This window comes from Synechococcus sp. CCY 0621 (genome assembly GCF_019038465.1).
Taxonomy (GTDB): Bacteria; Cyanobacteriota; Cyanobacteriia; order PCC-6307; family Cyanobiaceae; genus Cyanobium.
Genome location: NZ_JAFKRH010000043.1, coordinates 15,085 through 35,915, shown reverse-complemented (window position 1 = coordinate 35,915; position 20,831 = coordinate 15,085). Strand labels below are relative to the sequence as shown.

The 20,831-nt window shown below is 70.8% G+C and carries 24 protein-coding genes, 2 tRNA genes and 1 pseudogene; 13 read left to right on the top strand and 14 right to left on the bottom strand.

The annotated features are described in order from the left end of the window. Nucleotides 1-127 precede the first annotated feature (127 nt). From mtnC to KUG43_RS14750, 4 genes and pseudogenes are all read right to left on the bottom strand, one after another. Nucleotides 128-853, bottom strand: coding sequence for an acireductone synthase (gene mtnC / locus KUG43_RS14765; protein ID WP_502988621.1), 726 nt, complete (start codon nucleotides 851-853; stop codon nucleotides 128-130). A gap of 39 nt (nucleotides 854-892) precedes the next feature. After that, nucleotides 893-1,477 (bottom strand): annotated as a pseudogene (gene mtnB / locus KUG43_RS14760) (methylthioribulose 1-phosphate dehydratase); the annotation flags it as partial. Nucleotides 1,478-1,521: 44 nt separating this feature from the next. Next, on the bottom strand, nucleotides 1,522-2,370 hold the full coding sequence (locus KUG43_RS14755; RefSeq protein WP_216910290.1) for a DNA-formamidopyrimidine glycosylase: 849 nt from the start codon (nucleotides 2,368-2,370) through the stop codon (nucleotides 1,522-1,524). 26 nt (nucleotides 2,371-2,396) lie between these two features. Further along, on the bottom strand, nucleotides 2,397-2,606 hold the full coding sequence (locus KUG43_RS14750; protein ID WP_094587464.1) for a photosystem I reaction center subunit IV: 210 nt from the start codon (nucleotides 2,604-2,606) through the stop codon (nucleotides 2,397-2,399). Between the two features lie 128 nt (nucleotides 2,607-2,734). On the opposite strand from KUG43_RS14750, the gene KUG43_RS14745 reads away from it, so the two are divergent. Continuing rightward, entirely contained in the window at nucleotides 2,735-3,778 is a 1,044-nt protein-coding gene (locus KUG43_RS14745) for a hypothetical protein (protein WP_216910288.1), read from the top strand. Nucleotides 3,779-3,853: 75 nt separating this feature from the next. Beyond that, a complete protein-coding gene (locus KUG43_RS14740) occupies nucleotides 3,854-5,350 on the top strand; it encodes a RecQ family ATP-dependent DNA helicase (RefSeq protein ID WP_216910306.1) in 1,497 nt (498 codons plus the stop codon). Between the two features lie 26 nt (nucleotides 5,351-5,376). Here KUG43_RS14740 and KUG43_RS14735 read toward each other — a convergent pair whose 3' ends face one another. The 6 genes from KUG43_RS14735 to KUG43_RS14710 form a co-directional block, all read right to left on the bottom strand. Further along, nucleotides 5,377-6,411, bottom strand: coding sequence for a LysM peptidoglycan-binding domain-containing protein (locus KUG43_RS14735; protein WP_216910286.1), 1,035 nt, complete (start codon nucleotides 6,409-6,411; stop codon nucleotides 5,377-5,379). Nucleotides 6,412-6,494: 83 nt separating this feature from the next. Further along, on the bottom strand, nucleotides 6,495-7,931 hold the full coding sequence (locus tag KUG43_RS14730) for an aldehyde dehydrogenase family protein (RefSeq protein ID WP_216910284.1): 1,437 nt from the start codon (nucleotides 7,929-7,931) through the stop codon (nucleotides 6,495-6,497). A 57-nt stretch (nucleotides 7,932-7,988) separates the two neighbouring features. After that, nucleotides 7,989-8,555 (bottom strand): hypothetical protein, encoded by a 567-nt coding sequence (locus tag KUG43_RS14725; protein ID WP_216910282.1) that lies wholly within the window; start codon nucleotides 8,553-8,555, stop codon nucleotides 7,989-7,991. A gap of 58 nt (nucleotides 8,556-8,613) precedes the next feature. Beyond that, entirely contained in the window at nucleotides 8,614-9,351 is a 738-nt protein-coding gene (locus tag KUG43_RS14720; RefSeq protein WP_216910280.1) for a GAP family protein, read from the bottom strand. Nucleotides 9,352-9,465: 114 nt separating this feature from the next. Then, nucleotides 9,466-9,537, bottom strand: a tRNA-Thr gene (locus KUG43_RS14715). A gap of 11 nt (nucleotides 9,538-9,548) precedes the next feature. Beyond that, nucleotides 9,549-9,630: transfer RNA gene (locus KUG43_RS14710), tRNA-Tyr, on the bottom strand. 40 nt (nucleotides 9,631-9,670) lie between these two features. Between KUG43_RS14710 and aroQ the strand changes: the two genes are divergently transcribed. Both aroQ and KUG43_RS14700 read left to right on the top strand, forming a co-directional pair. Then, on the top strand, nucleotides 9,671-10,108 hold the full coding sequence (aroQ, locus tag KUG43_RS14705) for a type II 3-dehydroquinate dehydratase (protein WP_216910278.1): 438 nt from the start codon (nucleotides 9,671-9,673) through the stop codon (nucleotides 10,106-10,108). Further along, nucleotides 10,105-10,737: a MiaE family protein gene (locus tag KUG43_RS14700; RefSeq protein WP_216910276.1), complete on the top strand. Its 633-nt coding sequence runs from the start codon at nucleotides 10,105-10,107 to the stop codon at nucleotides 10,735-10,737. Before aroQ ends, KUG43_RS14700 begins: the two co-directional genes overlap by 4 nt. A 9-nt stretch (nucleotides 10,738-10,746) precedes the next feature. Here KUG43_RS14700 and KUG43_RS14695 read toward each other — a convergent pair whose 3' ends face one another. Continuing rightward, nucleotides 10,747-11,316 carry a 1,2-dihydroxy-3-keto-5-methylthiopentene dioxygenase gene (locus KUG43_RS14695; protein WP_216910274.1) on the bottom strand — a complete coding sequence of 190 codons (570 nt, stop codon included), beginning with the start codon at nucleotides 11,314-11,316 and terminating at the stop codon, nucleotides 10,747-10,749. A gap of 64 nt (nucleotides 11,317-11,380) precedes the next feature. On the opposite strand from KUG43_RS14695, the gene cobI reads away from it, so the two are divergent. Together cobI and KUG43_RS14685 are read left to right on the top strand one after the other, a co-directional pair. Continuing rightward, nucleotides 11,381-12,127, top strand: a complete 747-nt coding sequence (gene cobI / locus KUG43_RS14690; RefSeq protein ID WP_216910304.1) for a precorrin-2 C(20)-methyltransferase — start codon at nucleotides 11,381-11,383, stop codon at nucleotides 12,125-12,127. 28 nt (nucleotides 12,128-12,155) lie between these two features. Beyond that, a complete protein-coding gene (locus tag KUG43_RS14685; RefSeq protein ID WP_286194842.1) occupies nucleotides 12,156-12,797 on the top strand; it encodes a DUF4079 domain-containing protein in 642 nt (213 codons plus the stop codon). Here the strand turns inward: KUG43_RS14685 and dusB are convergent. Continuing rightward, a complete protein-coding gene (gene dusB, locus KUG43_RS14680; RefSeq protein WP_216910272.1) occupies nucleotides 12,754-13,809 on the bottom strand; it encodes a tRNA dihydrouridine synthase DusB in 1,056 nt (351 codons plus the stop codon). The two genes, KUG43_RS14685 and dusB, sit on opposite strands and share 44 nt — an antisense overlap. Nucleotides 13,810-13,826: 17 nt before the next feature. On the opposite strand from dusB, the gene KUG43_RS14675 reads away from it, so the two are divergent. The 7 genes from KUG43_RS14675 to proC all read left to right on the top strand — a co-directional run bounded on the left by KUG43_RS14675 (nucleotide 13,827) and on the right by proC (nucleotide 19,159). Next, nucleotides 13,827-14,333 carry a DUF1823 family protein gene (locus tag KUG43_RS14675; protein ID WP_216910270.1) on the top strand — a complete coding sequence of 169 codons (507 nt, stop codon included), beginning with the start codon at nucleotides 13,827-13,829 and terminating at the stop codon, nucleotides 14,331-14,333. Nucleotides 14,334-14,390: 57 nt separating this feature from the next. Next, complete coding sequence (gene der / locus KUG43_RS14670; protein WP_216910268.1) at nucleotides 14,391-15,755, top strand: ribosome biogenesis GTPase Der; 1,365 nt, start codon at nucleotides 14,391-14,393, stop codon at nucleotides 15,753-15,755. 26 nt (nucleotides 15,756-15,781) lie between these two features. Further along, complete coding sequence (locus KUG43_RS14665) at nucleotides 15,782-16,735, top strand: CbiQ family ECF transporter T component (RefSeq protein WP_216910266.1); 954 nt, start codon at nucleotides 15,782-15,784, stop codon at nucleotides 16,733-16,735. Between the two features lie 22 nt (nucleotides 16,736-16,757). Beyond that, entirely contained in the window at nucleotides 16,758-17,024 is a 267-nt protein-coding gene (locus KUG43_RS14660) for a PipX family protein (RefSeq protein ID WP_015110514.1), read from the top strand. Next, nucleotides 17,024-17,710: a YggS family pyridoxal phosphate-dependent enzyme gene (locus KUG43_RS14655; protein ID WP_216910264.1), complete on the top strand. Its 687-nt coding sequence runs from the start codon at nucleotides 17,024-17,026 to the stop codon at nucleotides 17,708-17,710. The genes KUG43_RS14660 and KUG43_RS14655 overlap by 1 nt, the downstream gene beginning before the upstream one ends. Nucleotides 17,711-17,784: 74 nt before the next feature. Next, entirely contained in the window at nucleotides 17,785-18,357 is a 573-nt protein-coding gene (locus KUG43_RS14650) for a cell division protein SepF (protein WP_216910262.1), read from the top strand. Then, entirely contained in the window at nucleotides 18,344-19,159 is an 816-nt protein-coding gene (proC, locus tag KUG43_RS14645) for a pyrroline-5-carboxylate reductase (RefSeq protein WP_216910260.1), read from the top strand. The genes KUG43_RS14650 and proC overlap by 14 nt, the downstream gene beginning before the upstream one ends. Before the next feature lie 33 nt (nucleotides 19,160-19,192). On the opposite strand, the gene plsY is transcribed toward proC, so the two are convergent. Then, the gene (plsY, locus tag KUG43_RS14640; RefSeq protein ID WP_216910259.1) at nucleotides 19,193-19,831 is read right to left on the bottom strand and encodes a glycerol-3-phosphate 1-O-acyltransferase PlsY; all 639 of its coding nucleotides are present in this window, start codon (nucleotides 19,829-19,831) and stop codon (nucleotides 19,193-19,195) included. Nucleotides 19,832-19,885: 54 nt separating this feature from the next. Beyond that, the gene (locus KUG43_RS14635; RefSeq protein ID WP_216910258.1) at nucleotides 19,886-20,824 is read right to left on the bottom strand and encodes a DUF3086 domain-containing protein; all 939 of its coding nucleotides are present in this window, start codon (nucleotides 20,822-20,824) and stop codon (nucleotides 19,886-19,888) included. Nucleotides 20,825-20,831 lie beyond the last annotated feature (7 nt).

The window sequence follows — 20,831 nt, the reverse complement described above, 5'->3', positions numbered from 1 at the left end:
CCGCTCCATCGTCGCTGTAAGGCGTGATGTGAGCGATCAGCTCCGATCAGAGCTGTAGGAAAAGCCACCCGAGCAGGGTGGCTTTTCTGTTGGTCGTTTTTCCGGGGATGGAGCGCCGTCTTCGGACTCAGATTTCAATCTGCGCCAGGCTGGTGATGGCCTCAAAGGGACCAGAATCCACGGCGGGATTCTCTGGCCGCACGCTGAAGCGCGTGGCCATCCCGGCGGACCGAGCCGCCTCCAGTTCGTTCCTGGAATCGCTCACAAACAGAATGGCTGCCGGCGCCAGCTTCAGCTCCCTGGCAATGGCGCTGTAGCTGCTGGCTTCACCCTTGGGGCCCGTGCTGGTGTCGAACCAGCGGCTGAACAGGTCTCTGAGATCGCCATCGGTGCTGTGGCCGTAGAGCAGTTGCTGGGCTTTGACCGATCCCGAGGAATAGACGGCCAACAGCAGACCGTTCTTTCGCCAGCCCCGCAGTGTCGGCGCCACATCCTCAAACAGTCGACACTGCAGCGCGCCGCTGGCATAGCCCTGGTCCCAGATCAGCCCCTGCAGTTCCTTCAGCGCCGGAAGCTTGCGGTCCTGATCAATCAGCGACTGAAGAAAGCGCACCCGTTCCCCATGGCTTGGCGGCCTTCGGGGCTGTTCAGCGGCCGCCGCGCCGTCCGCCGCCATGGCGCCGTCAATGGCGTCGATCAACGCTGCCAGGTCTGCATTCCCTTCGGTGCGCAGAACCTCATCCAGCCGCTCGCGGGCATAGGGGAACAGCACCTGGCTCACGAAGGGCACCGGGCAGGTGGTTCCTTCAATGTCGAGCAGCACGGCCCTGATTTGCTCGCCTTGCGGCTTCAGCTGGCCCAGGCTCTCCAGCAGCAGGCGCCGCCAGCGTTGCTCCAGCAGCCACTCCAGGATCTCCAGATGCCGCCGCGCCTGGGCCAGATCGCTCCCCCAGGCGTAGAGGCCATGCCCGGCGATCAGCAGTCCCTGGGGGGCGGCAGCGAGCAGGGGGCCGGCGGCGGCGCTGAGCCGGGCCAGGTCCTGGTCATTGGCCAGCACCGGCAGCTTCACGCGGCTGTGGTGGCTGCCGATGCCTTCCAGCCCCTTGAGCATTTCCAGGCCCTGCAGCCGCAGGCTTCCCGACATCTCGTCTCCCAGACACCAGTCGGAGAGCAGGGTGGCGGCCTGGGAATGGGTGTGCAGCACGGCACCGGCCCCGGTGCGGGCCACGATCTCCAGGTGCAGCAAAGTCTCGGCGCTCGCCCTGCCCTCGCCGGCCACCACCGCCCCTAGGGCATCCACCTGGATCAGACCCTCCGGGGCAACGGACCCCTTGTCGACACCGCTGGGGGCCATCAGCAAGGTCAAGGGGGCGCGCGACAGCACGCAACTGAAGTTGCCTCCGGTGCCATCACACCAGCCGCGGGCATGGATCGCCGCCATGGTGCGGCTGAGCTGGTCGGCGAGGGCGCTGGTCACGCGGGTTGGCTAACAAGGGGATCGGTGGGGCTGGGCGCCGGCTGTCAGTTCTGGCAGCGGGGACACCAGTGACTGCTGCGCCCCCCCAGCTTCTCGCGCAGGATCTCCGTGCCGCAACGGCGGCAGGGTGATCCGCTGCGTCGGTAGACCCAGGCCTGGCCGCCGTAGTTGCCGTTGGTGCCCTGCAGGTCGCGGAAGTCGCTGAAGGTGGTGCCCCCGGCGCCGATGCTGGTTTCCAGGACCTCCACCAGAGACGAACGCAGCCGCTCAAGGTCGCTGCGCCCGAGGCGGCCGCTGGGGGTCTGGGGCCGAATCCCGGCCGCAAACAGGGACTCATCGGCGTAGATGTTGCCCACCCCCGCCACCAGCGATTGGTCGAGCAGGGCATTCTTGATCGGTCGCCGCGAGCCCTTCAGGCGCCCCCGCAGGTAGGCGCCGGTGAAATCCGTTGCGAAGGGTTCCGGCCCCAGACGCCGCAGGCCAGTGATCACGGTTTCGTTGGGGACTCCGGCAGGAACCCACCACATCTGGCCGAAGCTGCGGGTGTCGACGAAGCGCAGTTCCTCGCCGGCTCCGTTCCAGACCCGCACCCGGGTGTGGGGGCAAGGGGGGCGCTCCTCGGCCAGCCAGAGAAACTGGCCGGTCATGCGCAGGTGCACGCCCCAGCGGCCCGCGTCGCTGCCGTCAGGGGCCTCGAGATCAGCCAGGAGGTACTTGCCGCGGCGGTGCCACAGGCCCACGCGAAGGCCCCGAAGGGCCCTGCAGAAGTCAGCAGGGTCTTCGGGGCTGGCGATGGCGCGGGCCCTGAGCACCTCGACGCGGTCGATGGTCAGACCGCTGGTCTGTTGCTCAAGGCCCCGACGAACGGTTTCAACCTCGGGCAGCTCGGGCATGCCCGGATCGTAGGGCTGGCCGGAACTCAGGCCTTGACGAGCTCGCTCTCGGCGAAGTTGTTGGTGTTGATGCCGCCGTCGGAGCCGCTGTAGCCGTTGTAGTTCACCTTCTCGAAGCGAACGACAACTGGATAGCGGATGCCGGAGGTGTCAACCGACGCCACGGTGCCCACTTCGTTGTACCAGTAGGACTCGGGACGCTTGATCCGTACTTTGTCGCCGCGGGAGATGGCCATCGCTGGGCTGGAAGATCGGTTGGTCTGCGCAGCGACACTACCGGCGATCCGGGCCCTGCGCCCTGGCGATGTCACGGTTCGTTGCCGGCCCCGTGGCAACATCCCCGCACCCACCGCCGGCCCCGCCGATGGTCCCGTCCATGGCCCTCCCCGAGGCCCCCCTGCTGAGCCTGGATCTGCCCGATCCGGAGAGCGACAGCCTCAGCACGATGGAGTTCCTGGCCCGGCTCGAAGAAGCCTGGGCCGTCTGCGATCGCTTCGATCTGCAGACCGAAATCTGGCGCGGCCGCATCCTGCGCTCGGTGCGCGACCGGGAACGGCGTGGCGGCGAGGGACGCGGCACCGGCTTCCTGCAGTGGCTGCGGGAGCGGGAGATCAGCAAGACCCGCGCCTACACCCTGATCCAGCTGGCGGAGTCGGCCGATGGCCTGGTGGGTGAGGGCCTGCTGGAGGAGGGCAGCGTCAACAACTTCTCCAAGCGGGCCTTTCTGGAAACGGCCCAGGCCGATCCGGAGGTCCAGCAGATGATCAGCGAGGCGGCCAACGAAGGCCAGCAGATCACCCGCAAGCAGGTGAGGCGCCTCACCGACGAGTTCACCGCCGCCACCAGCCCCTTGCTGCCGGAGGAGATCCGCCAGCGCACCGCCGACAACCTCCTGCCCCCCCGGGCCGTGGCGCCCCTGGTGCGGGAGCTGGCCAAGCTGCCCGAGGAGCAGCAGAACGACCTGCGCCGTGTCCTGCGGGACGAGCCGGAGCTGGAGCGGGTCAAGGATGTGACCCTCACCGCCCGCTGGCTCAGCAAGGCGGCCGAGGCGGGGCTGGCGGTGCGGGCCTTCCAGCAAGGCAATCTCGACCTGGAGAAGGCCCTTCAGGAAGCCCAGCGCCTCGATGCCCTGGGCCTCCTGGCCGATGCGGTGGGCCAGGCTCAGGCGCTCGAGAGTGCCGTGCTCAAGTTGCACACCAGCTGGCGCCGACTGGGGGGGCTGCAGGAGCGGCTCTGGGTGGAGAGCGGCAGCAGCACCCCCCATCTGCGGGAGCTGCTGACCGTGTTGCAGAGCCTCAGCGGCACCACCATGCGGGTCTCCCTGGGGGAACTGGCCGGTGGCAAGCGGGTGCGTCTGCAGCTGGTGGAGGAATCCCCCGACCAGCTGGACCCGCCCCCACTGCCTTGACGACCGCTGCCCTGGGGCGGCAGCCACCACATCTGGTGGGAGCTAGGGTCTGGCGGTACCAGCGCTGGAGTGAGCTTGGGGTCCGATCCCCTCGGCGAGAGCCTGCGGCGCCATTTCGGCTGGCAAAGCTTCCGGCCCGGGCAGCGGCCGGTGGTCGAGGCGTTGCTCTCCGGCCGCGACTGCCTGGCTGTGCTGCCCACCGGAGCGGGCAAGTCGCTCTGCTTCCAGCTCCCCGCCCTGGTGCGGGAGGGCTTGGTGGTGGTGATCTCTCCCCTGGTGGCCCTGATGCAGGACCAGGTCAGCCAGCTCCAGGCCCGGGGCATTCCGGCGGCCTGCCTGCACCGGGGCCTGGAGCTGGGGGAGCGGCGCCAGCTGCAGCAGCGCCTGGCGTCCAACCGGCTGCGGCTGCTCTACCTGGCGCCCGAGCGGGCCCAGGCGGAGGCCACCCGCCAGTTGCTTGAGGAGGCCCTCGACACCGGACGGCTGGTGGCCCTGGCGGTGGATGAGGCCCACTGCATCAGCGCCTGGGGCCATGATTTCCGCCCCGACTACCGGCGCCTGGGGCAGCTGCGGGCGCTGTGTCCCGGCGTGCCGCTGGTGGCCCTGAGTGCCACCGCCGCGCCCCAGGTGCGGGCCGACATCATCCGGCTGCTGCAGCTGCGGCGGCCCCTGGTGCAGGTGCGATCGGCCCGCCGCGCCAACCTCGCCTACACCATGCGGCGGCGGCCGGCGGACCCCCTGGCCGAGGTGGTGGCGGCGATCGGCCAGGCCCGGGGGGCTGTGCTCATCTACGCCCGCACCCGTCGCTCGGTGGAGCAGTGGGCGGCGCGCCTGACGGCGACCGGGGTGGAAGCGATCGCCTACCACGCCGGCATGGACCCTGAGAGCCGCCAGCTGGCCCTGCGCCATTTCCAGGAGCATCCCGCGCCGGTGCTGGTGGCCACCGTCGCCTTCGGCATGGGGGTCGACCGGCCCGATGTGGGGCTCGTGCTCCACCTCGACCTGCCCGCCAGTGCCGAGGGCTATCTGCAGGAATCGGGGCGGGCCGGCCGCGATGGGCAGCATGCCCGCTGCCTGGTGCTCTTCGATCCCGCCGACCGCACCAGCCTGGGCTGGGCGATGCGATCCGCCGGCCAGCAGTTGCCACCGGACCAGCGACTGCTGGAACGCCACAGGCTCGAGCTGGCCCAGCAGCAGCTGCGGCGCATCGAAGCGGTGGCCGAAGGCGAAGGCTGCCGGGAGCAGGCCCTGCTGCTGGCGGTGGGGGAGCTCTCCCCCCCCTGCGGTCGTTGCGACAACTGCCTGTCGGCCCCATCGGCGAACGATTGGACCCCTCAGGCGGCGGTGTTGCTCTCGGCCCTGGTGGATCGCAGCGGCCGCGACCTGCGCAGCCTGGCCGAGGACCTGGCCGGTGCCCACGGCAGCGAGGAACCACGCTGGGCCTGGCTGGCCCGCCGCCTGGTGCAGGAAGAGCTGATCAGCGAGAGCGACGATGGCGCCCAGCGTCTGTACCTGCGGCCGGTGGGGCGCAGCTACCTGAGGGACCCCTGGCCCCTGCGCTGGTCGGCCTGAGGCAAGGCTCCAGGCTCCCTGGCCGTTCAGCTGCCCCTGGACTTGCAGAGGTCGGTGACCAGCTGCTGCTCGAAATCGGCCTGGGGATCATCCCAGCTCTTCCACTGGCCCGCCTGGCTGGTGGCATTCAGCTTGCGGGCACTGCAGTTGACCGCCAGGTAGAGCGACTCCCCCTGGGAATTGAGGGTGGGCGCGACCATGCTGCCGCCCATCGGCTGCCAGTTGGCCCAGTCCACCTGCAGGGGGCCGTAGTTGCGCCAGTCGGGCTTGCCGGGGGTAGCGGTAGCAGTGCTGGCTGGCCGGGGGGCTGCCGCCACCACGGCGGGTTGGGGTCTGGCGGCCGGAGTGGGGGTGGCCCGGACAACGGCGGGGGCTGGGCGGGTGGCGGCCGGCGCTGGCGCAGGCCTGGCCGCAGTGGCGGCAGGTTTGGGTGCCGGTTTCGGGGCGGCCGCTGGTCTGGCGGCAGCGGCGGGCTTGACGGCCGGTTTGACGCTGGGCGCGGCGGTGGGCTTCAGCCGCAGGCGGGTGCCGGACTCCACCAGGTTGGGATCGCTGATGCGGTTGATCGCGATCAGCTGCGTCATGGGAACGCCGTAGCCCTCGGCGATCTGGGACAGGCTTTCGCCGCTGCGGACCACATGCACGGAAGCCTTGCGGTTGAAGCCGGAGGCCGGGCTGGCGCCGTGGGAGGCGGACGGCACCACCAGTTTCTGGCCGGCTTCGATGTGGTCGGCCTTGCTGAGGCCGTTGAGCTGCATCAGGCGGCTCACGGTGATGCCGTGGCGGTCGGCGATTTCGGACAGGGTTTCGCCCGGTGCCACCGTGAGGCTGCCGCCGGCCGTCCGGGGGCGAGCGGCGCCGCCGGGCAGGGTCAGGGTCCGGCCCGCTTCGACCAGATCGGGATCGCTGATGCCGTTCACCTTCATCAGGGTGGACACGCTCACCCTGTGGCGGGCGGCGATGTCGGAGAGGGTCTCGCCGGGCTTGACGGTCACCTGGGCAGCAAGAGCCGGCAGCGGCAACACCATGGCTAGAGCCAAGGCGAAGAGGGGGCGGCGCATGGGCACTAGGGATAGCTGCGCGCACGTTAAGGTCCATCGCCCGGCCCGCCCAGCCCCCCCTGCCGATTCCTGGGGGACCGCCCTCAGCCCATCAGGCGCCGGATCAGGCCGAGCTTGCCGGCATAGGGCGGAAAGCGGACCGGGGGATCGGGCCACAGCGACCGGCTGAGCACGGCGCGCTGGTGGGAGAAGCTGAGGAAGCCAGCCTCTCCGTGGTAGGCCCCCATGCCGCTGGGGCCGATGCCGCCGAAGCGCAGGCTGGCCATGCCCCCCTGGACCACCACGTCGTTGACCACGACGCTGCCGGAACTGGTGCCCGCCAGCAGCCGTTCCCGCTCCCCCTCGCCGCCGCCGAAGAGGTACAGGGCCAGGGGCTTGGGGCTCCGGCGCACCAGGGCCAGAGCCTCCTCCAGGTCGCCCACCGTCAGCAACGGCAGGATCGGGGCGAACAGCTCCTCCTGCATCAGCGGGTCGGTGAGGGGCTCATCCACCGCCACAAGAGTGGGCTCGATCGTCCGGTGTGCGGGATCGCAACGGCCGCCCAGCAGCACCTGGCCCCGTTCGCGGGCCTGGGTCAGGTGTTCTGCGAGGCGCTCGAAGCGCCCGGCGCCGACGATCCGGCCCAGGTCAGGGCTGGCCAGGGGGTCCTGGCCATACAGGGCACGCCCCTGCTCGGCGAACGCCGCCACCAGGGCGTCCCGCACCCCTGGCAGCACCAGCACATGGTTGGGGGCCAGGCAGGTCTGGCCGGCGTTCAGACAGCGTCCCCACAGCAGCCGTCGGGCCGTGATGGCCGGATCGGCGTCGTCCAGCACGATCGCCGGGTTCCTGCCCCCCAGCTCCAGGGTGACCGGGGTGAGATGGCGGGCGGCCGCCGCCAGCACCAGCCGTCCCACCCGCTCTCCGCCGGTGTAAAGGATGTGGTCGAAGCGCTCCTGCTCCAGCAACCGGCTGGCCACGGCCCCGTCGCCGCAGACCACCTGGACCACCTCGGGCGGGAAGTGGCTTGTCAGCAGCTCGGCCAGCAGGGCCGCCGAAGCCGGGCTCTGCTCGGAGGGTTTGAGCACGGCGGTGTTGCCGGCGGCCAGAGCATGCAGCAGGGGGTGGAGGCAGAGGTCGAAGGGGTAATTCCAGGCGCCGATGATCAGAACGCAGCCCAGGGGCTCGGCCCGCACCGCCCCCTGGCCGGGCCAGGCCCACAGCGGCAGCGAGCGGCGGCGGGGACGCATCCAGCCGGCCAGGTGGCGCCGGGTGTGGCGCAGCTCCTGGCGCAGGGCCCCCAGCTCGAAACTGGCCTCCACCTCGGGGCGACCCAGGTCGCTGGCGAGGGCCTCCACCATCCGCTGGCTCGCCGACGCCATCAGGTGATCGAGGCGCTGGAGCTGCTCCAGCCGCCAGGCCAGGGGACGGGAGTTGCCCCCCTCCACCAGCTGCCGCATGGTGGCCACCGGCAGCGGCAGCAGCGAGGGGCTGGGCTCTGGGTTGGTGTCTGGGTTGGTGGGGGTGGCCGGCGTGGTCATGGCTGGGGCCTTTCCCCCCAGGCTGGCAAAGGCCGCCACCTACGGACCCGGGGCTGCTCAGGCGCCGCCGCAGCCGGCCTGGAACACCGCCCTCCTGAGGTTGTCGATCCTGGCTGAACCGGGTCCGTCGAAGGCATACAGCAGGGCCAGTCCCAGGCTGATGTCGTCACGGTCGAACGCCTGCTGGATCGCGGCCCACCAGGCGATCGGATCGCTGCCCAGGCTGGCCAACTCCTTCTGGGCCCTCTCCATCCGGCTCGCCGGATCCCCCTCCAACACGATGACGGCGTAGTCGTCGGCCTGAACCCCCTGGGGCCGGAGCATCAGCACCAGCCGCTGACCCGGGCGCATGGGGGCCAGGGGCCAGGGGATCGGCCCCTCGATGGGTTCCCCATCCAGGGCACGGCGCTGCCACAGCAGCTCTCCCTCCTGCTCGATCCTGACCTCGTCGAGGGGTTCGGTGCTGAGGATCGTGGGCGAGGCGATGGCCACCGCCGCCACCGCCTCGCCCTTGGCATTGAGGGCGAGCCTGGGGGTGAGCACGCAGACCGTCGTGGCCCGGAGGGGGGCTGCGCAGGAGACAAGGGCAAGGGCGAGGCCGATCGCCAGGCAGGTCCGGCGCACGGCGGACGACAACGAGATTCCGGAGAACGAGATCTTTAACGCTAATGGCCGCCGCCGCTCAGCCGGTCAGCGTCATCAGGTTCAGCCCATGCAGGCCCTCCAGAAGCAGGTAGGCCCCGAGTACCAGGGCCAGCACGCCCACGAGCCACTCGGCCTTGTGCTGCAGCCAGTCCTCGAGACGGGTGATCGGCTCGCGGATCGCCCCGCCGCTCACCAGCCAGGCCAGGGGCGGCAGCAGCAGCAGGGAACTGGCCATCAGGGTGAACAGCCCTGTCACCTCGGCATCGGCGGTGAGGCCGGGGTCGTTGAGCAGCAGCAGGCCGGCCTCCTTGAGATAGAAGACGAGATTCTCCGGGGTGAGCAGGGCGCTGGTGGCGCCGATCAGCACCAGGGTGAAGGTGCTGAAGTCGGGCAACTGGTTCATCAGCCGCAGGGCCATGCCCTCCTCACCGATGTTGGCCTGGGGCGTGAGTTGGTAAAGACCCAGGCCCACCAGGGCGCCGGCCCCGAGCAGGTCGATCAGCACCTGTTCCCTCTCCCCGTGGCTGAGGCTGATGGAGAAGGCTTCACCCAGCACCATCAGCAGCACGATCGCCAGGGCATTGGCGGCGGCCCAGCCCGCCACATAGGCCATGGCCCGCTGCAGCGGCGAGCGGCCCAGCAGCAGCAGGGTGACCACCGCGATGTGCAGGGGGCTGAAGGCGATGCCGATCCCGAACAGGGAAGACTGGGTGATCAGGGTCGGAGACAGGAGCGCCGGGGCGCCGAGGCTGAAGAGCGACAGGAGGGGCGGCAAACAGACCGTCCGAGGGGCTGGGGGTTCCGCATTCTCGGGTATGCCCGCGGCTCGGTGCGAAGGCAATCTCAACCGAAGCGGCTGACCGAGGGCAGGGGGAGCTGGGAGAACGGAAGCCCTTGACGAGATTTGAACTCGTGACCTCTCCCTTACCAAGGGAGTGCTCTACCACTGAGCTACAAGGGCATGTGGAAAGGTGGGCCGGGTTGGATTTGAACCAACGTAGGCAGAGCCAGCGGATTTACAGTCCGCCCCCATTAACCACTCGGGCACCGACCCGAACCACACCCTCAGAACTTACCAGCCGACCTTCCACCCCATGCGCCTGCTCGTGCTCCATGGCCCCAACCTCAACCTGCTCGGCCAGCGGGAGCCCGGCCTCTACGGCAGCAGCACCCTGGCGGCCATCGATGCGGCCCTGGAGCAGCAGGCCTCGGAGCTGGGGGTGGAGCTCGCCTGCTTCCAGAGCAACCACGAGGGGGCCCTGGTCGACCGCATCCAGCAGGCCGGCACCTGCGACGGGATCCTGATCAATGCCGCCGCCTACACCCACACCTCAGTGGCGATCCGCGATGCCCTGCTGGCCGTGGCCGTGCCGTTCGTGGAGGTGCACCTGAGCAACACCCACGCCCGGGAACCCTTCCGCCATCGTTCGTTGCTGGCCGATCGGGCCCTGGGGGTCATCTGCGGCTTCGGGCCCACCAGCTACCGCCTCGCCCTCGAGGGCCTGGTGGCCCATCTGCAGGCGGCGGCATGAGCGGCGCCTCCCTGCCGGTGGCGGCCGAGGCTCCGGTGGCGGCGGCGGCCCGGGTGAAGTGGCTGGCCGCCCCCAGCAGCGCGGCCTGGCTGGAGCAGGCCCTGGCCCACCCCGAGCTGCTGCTGATCGACCATGCCCACTGCGAGCGCAAGGCGGCCGGCGCCGCCCTGCAGCTGATGTTCCGCTACCCCTCCGACGGGGAGCTGGCCGCGGTGCTCAGCCCCCTGGCCCGGGAGGAACTGGAGCACTTCGAGCGGGTGCAGGCCCTGCTGGAGCGCCGGGGCCTTGGCCTGCGGGCCCTGGCCGCCCCGCCCTACGGCGCCGCCCTGGCCGCCCTGGTGCGCCGGCAGGAGCCGGAGCGCATGCTCGACAGCTTCCTGGTGGCGGGCCTGATCGAGGCCCGCAGCCACGAGCGCATGGCCCTGTTGGCCGCCCACAGCCCCGACCCGGAGCTGCGGGACCTCTACGCCGACCTGCTGGCCAGTGAGGCGCGCCATTTCGGCCTCTACTGGGTGCTGGGCGAACGGCGCTGGCCCCGGCCGGTGCTGGCCGAACGCCTCGCAGCCCTGGCCCAGCAGGAGGCGGTGATCCTTGCCAGCCTCCACCCCCAGCCGCGCATGCACAGCTGAGCCGGGCCCTCAGGCCGCGGCGGCGAGCACCTGCTCCAGCAGCGGGAAGCGCGTCTCGATCGGGTCGCCGGTGAAATTGGCCACCCAGCCGTCGCTGTTGTCGAAGAAGCGCAGGGCGCAGAAGGACGGACGCTCGCCGGTGTCGAACCAGTGGCGGGTGCCGGCGGGCACCCCGATCCAGTCGCCCTGCTCGCACACCACCTGAACCACCTCGTCGGCGATGTGAAGACAGAACAGCCCACGGCCCTCGACGAAGAAGCGCACCTCGTCTTCGGCATGGGTGTGCTCGGAGAGGAACTTCGCCCGCAGGGCCTCCCGGTCCGGATGGTCGGGGCCGAGCCGGATCGCGTCCACGGTGCGGTAGCGCCCCTCGGCCTGCACCCGGGCGATCTCAGCGGCGTAGGCGGCCAGGATCTCCGCCTGGTCGGCGTCCGCCGTCAGAGAGGCCGGTGTGGCCCAGCGCTCGAAGCGCACCCCCCGGGCCCCCAGTTCGTGGGCGATCACCGCGCCGTCGCTGCTCTGCACAAGGGGAGCCTCGTGGCCGCCGCCTGTGGCGGAACGGATCACCAGGTGGGTCATCGGAGCGCTCCAGGGCGTTCAGGGAAGCTGCAGCCTAGAAAGGCCCGACGCGGACCTCACCCCCATCGCCGACCCTGCATCCAGCGCCGGCCTCACCCTGGTCGGGGTGGGTCCCGGTGATCCGAACCTGCTCACCGTCGCTGCGGTGCGCGCCATCGAATCCGCCCACACCGTGGCCTACCCGGTCGCCCGCGAAGGGGCCGTGGGTATGGCGGCCAGCGTGGCCCAACCCTGGATCGCGTCCGGCCAGCGGCGGCTGCCTCTGGTGTTCCCGATGGTGGCGGCGGCCGAGCCCCGCCGGCAGGCCTGGCAGGACGCCGCCGACCGTCTGGCCGCCGAGGTGGCTGGCGGGCGAGCGGTGGTGCTGCTCTGCGAGGGCGATGTGTCGCTGTTCGCCAGCAGCAGTTATGTGTTGCTGGCCCTGCGGCAGCGCCATCCCGCCCTGTCGGTGCGCCTGATCCCGGGCATCAGCGCCGTGGCGGCGGCGGCCGCCGCCGGGGCCTGGCCCCTGGCGCTGCAGCAGGAGGGGCTGCTGATCCGCCCTACCCCGGAGCAACCCCAGGAGCTGGAGCAGTTGCTGGACCAGGCGGCGGGAGGGGGCTGGGTGCTGGCCCTGCTGAAGCTGGGGGGCCGCTGGCCCTGGGTGCGCCCCCTGCTGGCCGAGCGTGGTCTGTTGGCGGACGCCTTGTTTGCCCAGCGGGTGGGCTGGCCCGACCAGCAGCTCTGCCCGGCCGAGCAGGTGCCCGCCACTGAGGCCCCTTACTTCTCTCTGCTGCTGGTTCGGCAGGGGTGGCCGGCGGTGCTTCCATGACCGTTCGCGTTTCGCCCCGCCCTTGCCGATGCCTTCTGCCGGCATGACCGCCACCGACTGGTTCGCCCTGCTGCACCCGGTGGTGATCATCCTGTTCGTCTACCCGGTGGTGGGCGCCACCATCCGGCTGGGGATCCTGGCGCGGGAACGACGCCTCGACATCAATCCCCTGCCACCGACGGTTGGGGTGGAGCACACCGATCACGGCCGCTGGGTGACCTCGGGTGTGGTGGTGGCGGTGCTGATCGCCATGGCGGCCACCTACGTCAGGGGTGGCGCCATCGGCAGCGGCGGCACAGGTGCGGCCCTGCTCCTGGCCGGTGTGGGCTGCCTGGTGAGCTGCCTGGCCCTCTGGCGGGCCAAGGGCGCCGGGCTGCGGGCCGGTTTCGCCCTGATCTGCTGGCTGGGGCTGCTGACGCTGGGAGCCCAGCCCGCCCTGTGGCACCTGGGCCGCAGTCCCTTCGACGGTTCGTTTTGGGGGTCCCACTACTGGAGCGGGGTGCTGCTCTGCGGCCTGCTGCTGTTCGCCATGGCGGCCGCCCCCGAGACCCTGCGCTCGCCCCGGATGCGGCGGCTGCACGTCAGCGCCGCCTTCCTGACGGCCCTGCTGCTGGCCGTGCAGGCCATCAGCGGCAGCCGGGACCTGCTGGGCATGGCCCTGGGCCAGTGATGTCCAGCTCCGCCTCCGCCCGGTGCAGCAGCTCCAGGGCGCTCTCCAGGCTGGGGGCGACCATCAGCTCCCGGCGCAGCTGGGCCGCGCCGGCGAAGCCCTGGCAGGTCCAGCCCAGGTGCTTGCGGGCGATCAGCAGGCCCTGATCGCCGCGGGCGGCCACCAGGGCCTCCAGGTGCTCCCGGGCCAGGGCGATGCGGTCCCGGCTGTCCGGCTCGGGGGGCAGGGGCCGGCCGGCGAGGGCCGCGGCGATGCGCCCCACCAGCCAGGGGCGCCCCAGGCTGCCCCGTCCCACCATCACCCCGTCTGCGCCGGTGATGGCCAGGCAGCGCAGGGCGTCTTCCGGGCTGGTGATGTCGCCGTTGGCGATCAGCGGAATCCGCAGGGCCGCCTTCACCTGTCCGATCGCGCCCCAGTCGGCCCGTCCCGAAAAGCCCTGCTCCCGGGTGCGGCCGTGCAGGGTCAGGGCGCGGGCGCCGGCGCTCTGCAGGGCCAGGGCGAAGCCCACCGGACCGGCACTGGCTCCGCACCAGCCCAGCCGGGTCTTCACCGTCACCGGCACCTGCACAGCCGCCGCCACCGCCGCGACGATCCGCAGGGCCAGGTCGGGCTGGCGCAGCAGGCCGCTGCCGCCCCCCTTACGGGCGATCTTGCGCACCGGACAGCCCATGTTGATGTCGATCAGCCAGGCCCCGGCGGCCTCGGCCCGGCGGGCCGCCTCGGCCATGGCTTCCGGCCGGTGGTCGAACAGCTGCACCCCGACGGGACCGGGATCCTGGTCGAGGGCGGCCATCTTGGCGCCGCCGTGGCCCAGCTCCAGGGCGGTGGCATTCACCATCTCCGTGAACAGGAGCGCCTCGGGGGCCCAGCGGCGCACCAGGGCGCGGAAGATCCCGTCGCTCACGCCTGCCAGGGGCGATTGCAGCACCCGGCAGGTGAGCAGCCTGTCTGTGCCGTTGCCGTCCAGGCGCAGGGGGCCGGTGGGACAGGCGGGGGCGGTGGGAATGGGCATGCTGGGATCAGTCTCGGATGCCCTGCGCCGCTTTGGACGCTGCCGCCGCCCCCGCCCCTGATGCCGCCCAGGCGCCGTTTCCGCTCAGCCGCGCCCTTCTGGAAGCGGTGCTGGCCGACCGCACCAGCGACCGCTTCGTGTGCCGGCTGATCTGGCCGCGTCTGGGCTACCGCCCCGACGCCGAGGACCTCCACTGGCAGGCCGGACCCGACACCCCACCCGCCTGGGCCGAGGCCTTTCCCCAGGCGCCGGAGCTGATCGCCGAGCGACCGGCGAGTGTGCGTCTCACCCGCTCGATTCCCCCCGAGCACAAGCAGCTGCTCAAGCAGCAGCTGGGTTTCGCCGGCTATCGCATCGGCGGGCTCTATCCCCGCCGCACCCGCCGTGCCACGGCGGTGAACTGGCTGCTGGCCCACCTGGCTGAGCGGGGCGAATCTCTGAGCGAGGAAGGCCCGCTGCCGCCGCTGCTGGATCCGCCCAGCGACCCGGTGGCCGGCCACCCTGGGGATCCACCGGTGGGTTGATTCGGCGGTCCCTCTGTAGGGTCTATGTAACGCATCCGTCGTAAGGAATAAGTCAGATTGGCGCTCCCCGTCGTCGCCGTGATCGGCCGCCCCAACGTGGGCAAGTCCACCCTGGTCAACAGGCTCTGCGGCAGCCGTGAGGCCATCGTTCATGACCAGCCCGGCGTGACCCGGGATCGCACCTACCAGGAGGGCTTCTGGGGCGACCGCATCTTCCGGGTGGTGGACACCGGCGGCCTGGTGTTCGACGACGACAGTGAATTCCTGCCTGAGATCCGGGAGCAGGCCAACCTGGCCCTGGCCGAGGCGTCGGTGGCCGTGGTGATCGTGGATGGCCAGCAGGGGGTCACCGCCGCCGACGAATCCATCGCCGAGTGGCTGCGAAGCCAGTCGGTGCCGGTGCTGCTGGGGGTGAACAAGTGCGAGTCCCCCGACCAGGGCCTGGCCATGGCGGCCGACTTCTGGGGCCTGGGCCTGGGCGAACCCCACCCCATCTCCGCCATCCACGGCGCCGGCACCGGCGACCTGCTCGACCGGGTGATCAGCTTCCTGCCGGCCACCACCGAGACCGAGGGGCCCGAGCCGATCCAGCTGGCGATCATCGGCCGCCCCAATGTCGGCAAGTCGAGCCTGCTGAATGCCATCTGCGGCGAGAACCGGGCCATCGTCAGCCCGATCCGCGGCACCACCCGCGACACCATCGACACCACCCTTGAGCGGGAGGGGCTCACCTGGAAGCTGCTCGACACGGCCGGCATCCGGCGCCGCCGCAGTGTCGATTACGGCCCGGAGTACTTCGGCATCACCCGCAGCTTCAAGGCGATCGAGCGCAGCGATGTCTGTGTGCTCGTGATCGACGCCCTTGACGGCGTCACCGAGCAGGACCAGCGCCTGGCGGGCCGCATCGAAGAAGACGGCCGCGCCTGTGCGGTGGTTGTCAACAAGTGGGACGCCATCGAGAAGGACAGCCACACCATGAGCGCCATGGAGAAGGAGCTGCGCGCCAAGCTCTACTTCCTCGACTGGGCACCGATGCTGTTCACCTCCGCCCTCACCGGCCAGCGCGTGGAGAGCATCTTCGCCATCGCCGCGGTGGCCGTGGAGCAGCACCGCCGCCGGGTGAGCACCTCGGTGGTGAACGAAGTGCTCCAGGAAGCCCTGCGCTGGCGTTCACCGCCCACCACCCGCGGCGGCCGCCAGGGCCGGCTCTACTACGGCACCCAGGTGGCGACACGCCCCCCCAGCTTCACCCTGTTCGTCAACGATCCCAAGCTGTTCGGCGACACCTACCGCCGCTATGTCGAGCGCCAGATCCGCGAGGCCCTGGGCTTTGAGGGGTCGCCGGTGCGTCTGTTCTGGCGCGGCAAGCAGCAGCGCGATGCTGAGAAGGAGCAGGCCCGCCAGCAGAGCCGGGGCGGCTGACGTCGATGCTGGGGGGCCTGGCCTGAATGGACTGGTTGCGGCAACTGCCGATCGGGCAGTACGTCGATGATGGTGAATCGGGCCGCGAGGGTGGCGGCAGCTGGCTGAAGCGGCTCGACCCGCGGGTGAAGCTGGTCTGGACGGTGGCGTTCCTGGTGACGCCGATCCTGGCCGGTCCGCTCTGGCGTCTGTCTCTGGTGGGACTGCTGTTGCTGATCACCGCCGTCAGCGGCCTGCCCTGGCGGCTCTGGCGCCAGAGCTTGCCGCTGCTGATCGCTCTGGCGCTGCTGGTGGGTCTGCTGAGTGCCCTGTTGCCGGCCGCTGGGGGGGCGCCGGCCAGCCTCCAGCGCCCCCCTGGTGAGCTGCGCCTGGTCCCCGGTTCTGCCGGTGCCCCACCTCCGTCGCGGGCCGGCCTGTCCTGGGAGCTGGTGCGCTGGGGCCCCGTGATGGCCGGTCCCCTGGAGCTGGGCCCCCTGGTGGTGACCCGCCGCTCTGCCGAACTGGGCATCAACGGCGCCACCCTGCTGTTCACCGTCATCCACAGCGCCAATCTGCTGCTGCTTTCCACCCCGCCCGAGGAGCTGGTCTGGACCATCGCCTGGTGGTTGGCTCCCCTCAAGGCGCTGGGCTGGCCCGTGGAGCGTCTCGGCTTCACCCTGCTGCTGTCCCTGCGCTTTCTGCCCCTGGTGCAGGAGGAGCTGCAGAACCTGCTGCGCTCGATCGCCACCCGGGCGGTGAGCCTGCGCCGGTTGGGCTGGAAGGCCAGTCTCGGACTGGTGCTGGCCGTGGGGGAGCGGCTGCTGGCCAACGTGCTGCTGCGCTCCGAGCAGGGGGCTGAAGCCCTGATGGCACGGGGCGGGATGTGGCTCCCTCCCGACCGCCTGCACCAGCCGGCGGCCACACCCACCGGCGCCAGCCTGGCGGCGGTGCTGGCCCTGGCGGTGCTGCTGGCGCTGCGCTGGAAAGTCGGTGCCCTTTAATGGCCCCAGCCTGCAGGGAGACGTGAGCACGGAGCGCTATCTGAACCACCCCACATTCGGGATGCTCTATCGGGTAGCGCCGGTGGCCGAGAGCCGCGATCTCTACGCCACCCTTTACGCGCAGCGCATCTTCTTTCTGGTGACACTCCAGGAGCGGGGGGCCCATTTCGAGGTGATCCCCCTGATGGACGCCCGCCACTTCGCCGAACAGAACCTGGCCCGCTGCCGCCGGGAGGGACCCGAGGCCCAGGCCCGCTGGCGCCAGCTGTTCGACCAGACCTTCATCTGATGGCGGAGGCGTCGCCGGAGGCGGCCGAGATGGGGGACTCCAGCCTGGAGCAGAGGCTTCAGGCCTTCCGGGCGGCGTTGCCTGCCACCACCCGGCTGCTGGCGGTGTCCAAGGGCCACCCGGCCGATCTGGTGCGTCAGGCGGCGGCCCTGGGCCAGCGAAGCTTCGGGGAGAGCCGGTTGCAGGAAGCCATCGCCAAACAGGAGGCCCTGGCCGACCTACCCGATCTCGACTGGCATTTCATCGGCCGGTTGCAGGCCAACAAGGCCCGCGCCGTGCTGCGCCGCTTCGGTACGATCCACTCCGTCGACAGCCTGGAGCTGGCCTGGCGGCTGCAGCGGATCGCCGCCGAGGAAGGGTTGGCCCCTGGGATCCTTCTGCAGGTGAAGTTCCGCCCCGACCCGGCCAAGACCGGTTTCGACCCCGCCGAGGTGCGCGCCCTGGGGGCCGACCTGGAGCGCCTGCAGCCCCTGCGCTGTCTGGGACTGATGACCATCGCCCCGTTGGGTCTCACGCCTGAGGCCCGCTTGACACTGTTCCGGGAATGCCGCGCTCTGGCTGATGGGCTGGGGCTCCACGACTGCTCGATGGGGATGAGCGGCGACTGGCGCGAGGCCGTCACGGCCGGCAGCACCTGGGTGCGTCTCGGCAGTGTTCTGTTCGGAAGTCGCCCAATCCAGCCATGAAAAGGCGTTCGGATCTTGCCGGCTCGGATGTGGGACGCTATTCAAGGCCAAGCATCCTTCCCGAGGTCGACTCCGTGTCGTTGTTTTCCCGCCTGCGTGCCGTCGTCTCCGGTGACGACTATCTCGATGGCGACTTCGACGACGAACTCGACTACGACCCCGGTGACACCACCACCAGCACCAGCGCTTCTTCCTCGGCCATCAGAAACCCCGGAGCCCTGGCTCTGAGCACGGATTTTTCCACCGACGATCCCTTTGCCGGAACCAACGTCATCGGCATGCCTGGGATCACCAGCGCCGTGGCTGAGGTGTGCCTGATGGAACCGCGCAGCTTCGACGAAATGCCCCGGGCGATTCAGGCCCTCAGGGAGCGCAAGACCGTCATCCTCAATCTCACGATGATGGAGCCGGATCAGGCACAGCGGGCCGTTGATTTCGTGGCCGGTGGCACCTTCGCCATCGACGGTCACCAGGAGCGGGTGGGCGAAAGCATCTTCCTGTTCGCCCCCAGCTGCGTCACCGTCACCACCGCCGGTGGTGAGGATGCCGCCTCCCCCACCGTGGTCTCCGGCCGCACCAGCCCTGTCGATGACCAGCAGGACGCAGCCCCCAGCCCCGCCTGGGGCCGTTCGGATGCCATGGTCTGAGACCTTCGGGGTGGTGGGCCTGGGCCGGATGGCCCGGGCCCTGCTCCTGCCTCTGCTGGAGAGCGGCCTGCTCGAGCGCTCCGATGTGCGGGCGGCCGTGGCCACGGAGGCCTCCGCCCTGAAGCTGGCAGGCGAACTCGGCGTCCAGGTCTGCACCGACGCGGCCCAGGCCTGGTCGGCTCCGGTGGTGCTGCTGGCGGTCAAACCCCAGCAGATCGAAGCGGTCGCCCCCGCAGCGGCGGCGGCCCTGGCTTCCGCACCCGGCCAGGAGCCCCTGCTGATCTCGGTGCTGGCCGGGGTGCCGCTGCGGCGACTTCAGGCCCTGTTCCCGGGCAGGGCCTGCGTGCGGGCCGTGCCCAACACCCCGGCCCTGGTGCGCTCTGGCCTCACCGGCCTGAGCTGGGGTGAGGGGGTCGGCGAGGCCCGGCGCGAGGAGGTGCGCCAGCTGTTCGCCCAGGTGGGGGAGGTGCTCGAGCTGCCCGAGCCCCAGCTCGACCCCTTTCTGGCCCTCACCTCCTCGGGCCCGGCCTTCCTGGCCCTGGTGGCCGAATCCATGGCCGACGGGGCGGTGGCGGCGGGTCTGCCCCGGCCCCTGGCCAGTCACCTGGCCCACCGCACGATGGCTGGCACGGCGGCCCTGTTGCAGGGCCAGGAGCTGCACCCCGGTGAGCTCAAGGACATGGTGACCAGCCCCGCCGGCACCACGGCCGCCGGCCTGCGGGAACTGGAGCGAGCTGGCCTGCGTTCGGCCCTGATCGAAGCGGTGCTGGCTGCGGCGGAGCGCAGCCGGCAACTGGCCTGAGTCCTTACGGGGCGCTGCAGCGCCCCATCCCCTTCAGTGGCGGCCGGCCCCCAGCCTCGGTTCGGTGCCGGCCATCAGCCGTTGCAGGTTGCTGCGGTGCCGCCAGAGCACCAGCGCCGTGGTCAGCAGAGCCAGGCTCAGGTAGGCCGGCCGCAGGCCGGAGTCATCGAAGGAGCCCAGCATCAGCAACGGCAGGGATAGGGCCGCCACAACGCTGGAGAGCGAAACGATCCGGCTGAGGCTCAAGGTGGTGAGAAAGATGCCGAAGCAGGCCAGACCCACGGGCCAGGTCAGGCCCAGCAGCATGCCGAGGCCGGTGGCCACCGCCTTGCCGCCTTTCCAGCCCAGCCACACCGGCCAGATGTGGCCCGCCAGCGCCGCCAGGCCCGACGCCACCACCCCCCAGTCGCTGGCGGTGCTGAAGCCCCCGAGGGGTTGCAGCACCGCCTTGGCCAGCAGCACGGCGGCGGTGCCCTTGAGCACGTCGAGCAGGAACACAGCCAGCGCTGGACCCTTGCCAAGCACCCGCAGCACGTTGGTGGCACCGGTGGAGCCGGAACCCTCCTGGCGCAGGTCGATGCCGGCGAGCCAGCGGCCCGCCAGCCAGCCGAAGGGAATCGAGCCCAGCAGGTAGCCCGCCGGCAGCAACAGCAGATCGGGAAGGAAGGCCATGGGGGAAGAAAAGGGAGGGGCGCGGACCTGGCTGGGCCAACCGGATCTTGAGCGTCAGTAAAGATCGGCTTCGGCGTCGATCTCACCGGGACTGGCCGCGAAGGCCAGCCACAGGGGGAATTGCAGGATGGGGATCTCGATGACCTGCTCAGCCGCATCGATCACGATGAAGGGAAGTTCGCCCCGTTCCTCCAGCCGATCGGCCCGCTCGATCAGGGCATCGGGCCGCTCGAACAGCACGATGCCGCTGGCGGGGCCGAAGTCCTCGCGGCTCAGTCCCAGGCAGTCCTGCAGTCCCCGGCGCCATTCCCCCAGCCGCTCCGGCTGGCTGGCCAGCACCAGGGTCTGGAAGCGCTCGCCATAGAGCTCCCCGAGGATCGCGATCGCAGCCGCCGCCGCCAGGGCGTTGCGGCTGCGGCTGCCGCCACTGGCCTGGGCGCCCCGTCCCCCCTGGGAAAGGAACCAGTCCGCCAACCTGGTGGCGGCCGACGGCTCCAGGGTGCGACGCAGCTTCCAGGGATCGGCGTAGAAATCCGGCTGGCCGCCGAACTGCTCCAACCGTTCCTTGATCAGGTCCGCATCGTCGCTGAACAGGCCGGCGGCGGCGGGGGCCACGGCGGACTCTCGGGCGGCGCCGATCTCCAGGCTGCCCGTGGCCTGGTCGAGGGGGGAGGGCTGCACCACCAGCGGCTGGACCACCAGCTCCATCTGCTCGGCCGCCGCGGCCAGATCCTGCAGGGCCCCCACCAGGTACTCCTGGAAGCCCTTGAGCCGCCGGGCGATGGCATCCGACTGGCCGGCGAAGCTGCCGGCGATCTCCTGGTTGATCTGCTCCCGGCGGGCCTCCAGCTGAGCGATCTCCCCCAGCAGCTCGTTGCGGCGCTGCCGCAGCTCCGTCAGGGCCAGGTCGAGGAGCCCGCCATCACCCCTGGCGGCGTCCTGGGGGGTGGTTTCGGCGGGCTCGATGGCGGGCGGTTCGGGGCGGTCGCTCATGGCAGGA

Coding starts and splice junctions, on each gene's coding strand:
- KUG43_RS14755 (WP_216910290.1), bottom strand. CDS start 2,370: ATGCCCGAGCTGCCCGAGGTTGAAACCGTTCGTCGGGGCCTTGAGCAA.
- KUG43_RS14750 (WP_094587464.1), bottom strand. CDS start 2,606: ATGGCCATCTCCCGCGGCGACAAAGTACGGATCAAGCGTCCCGAGTCC.
- KUG43_RS14745 (WP_216910288.1), top strand. CDS start 2,735: ATGGTCCCGTCCATGGCCCTCCCCGAGGCCCCCCTGCTGAGCCTGGAT.
- KUG43_RS14735 (WP_216910286.1), bottom strand. CDS start 6,411: ATGCGCCGCCCCCTCTTCGCCTTGGCTCTAGCCATGGTGTTGCCGCTG.
- KUG43_RS14730 (WP_216910284.1), bottom strand. CDS start 7,931: ATGACCACGCCGGCCACCCCCACCAACCCAGACACCAACCCAGAGCCC.
- aroQ (WP_216910278.1), top strand. CDS start 9,671: ATGCGCCTGCTCGTGCTCCATGGCCCCAACCTCAACCTGCTCGGCCAG.
- KUG43_RS14700 (WP_216910276.1), top strand. CDS start 10,105: ATGAGCGGCGCCTCCCTGCCGGTGGCGGCCGAGGCTCCGGTGGCGGCG.
- KUG43_RS14695 (WP_216910274.1), bottom strand. CDS start 11,316: ATGACCCACCTGGTGATCCGTTCCGCCACAGGCGGCGGCCACGAGGCT.
- KUG43_RS14685 (WP_286194842.1), top strand. CDS start 12,156: ATGCCTTCTGCCGGCATGACCGCCACCGACTGGTTCGCCCTGCTGCAC.
- dusB (WP_216910272.1), bottom strand. CDS start 13,809: ATGCCCATTCCCACCGCCCCCGCCTGTCCCACCGGCCCCCTGCGCCTG.
- KUG43_RS14675 (WP_216910270.1), top strand. CDS start 13,827: ATGCCCTGCGCCGCTTTGGACGCTGCCGCCGCCCCCGCCCCTGATGCC.
- KUG43_RS14665 (WP_216910266.1), top strand. CDS start 15,782: ATGGACTGGTTGCGGCAACTGCCGATCGGGCAGTACGTCGATGATGGT.
- KUG43_RS14655 (WP_216910264.1), top strand. CDS start 17,024: ATGGCGGAGGCGTCGCCGGAGGCGGCCGAGATGGGGGACTCCAGCCTG.
- proC (WP_216910260.1), top strand. CDS start 18,344: ATGCCATGGTCTGAGACCTTCGGGGTGGTGGGCCTGGGCCGGATGGCC.
- plsY (WP_216910259.1), bottom strand. CDS start 19,831: ATGGCCTTCCTTCCCGATCTGCTGTTGCTGCCGGCGGGCTACCTGCTG.
- KUG43_RS14635 (WP_216910258.1), bottom strand. CDS start 20,824: ATGAGCGACCGCCCCGAACCGCCCGCCATCGAGCCCGCCGAAACCACC.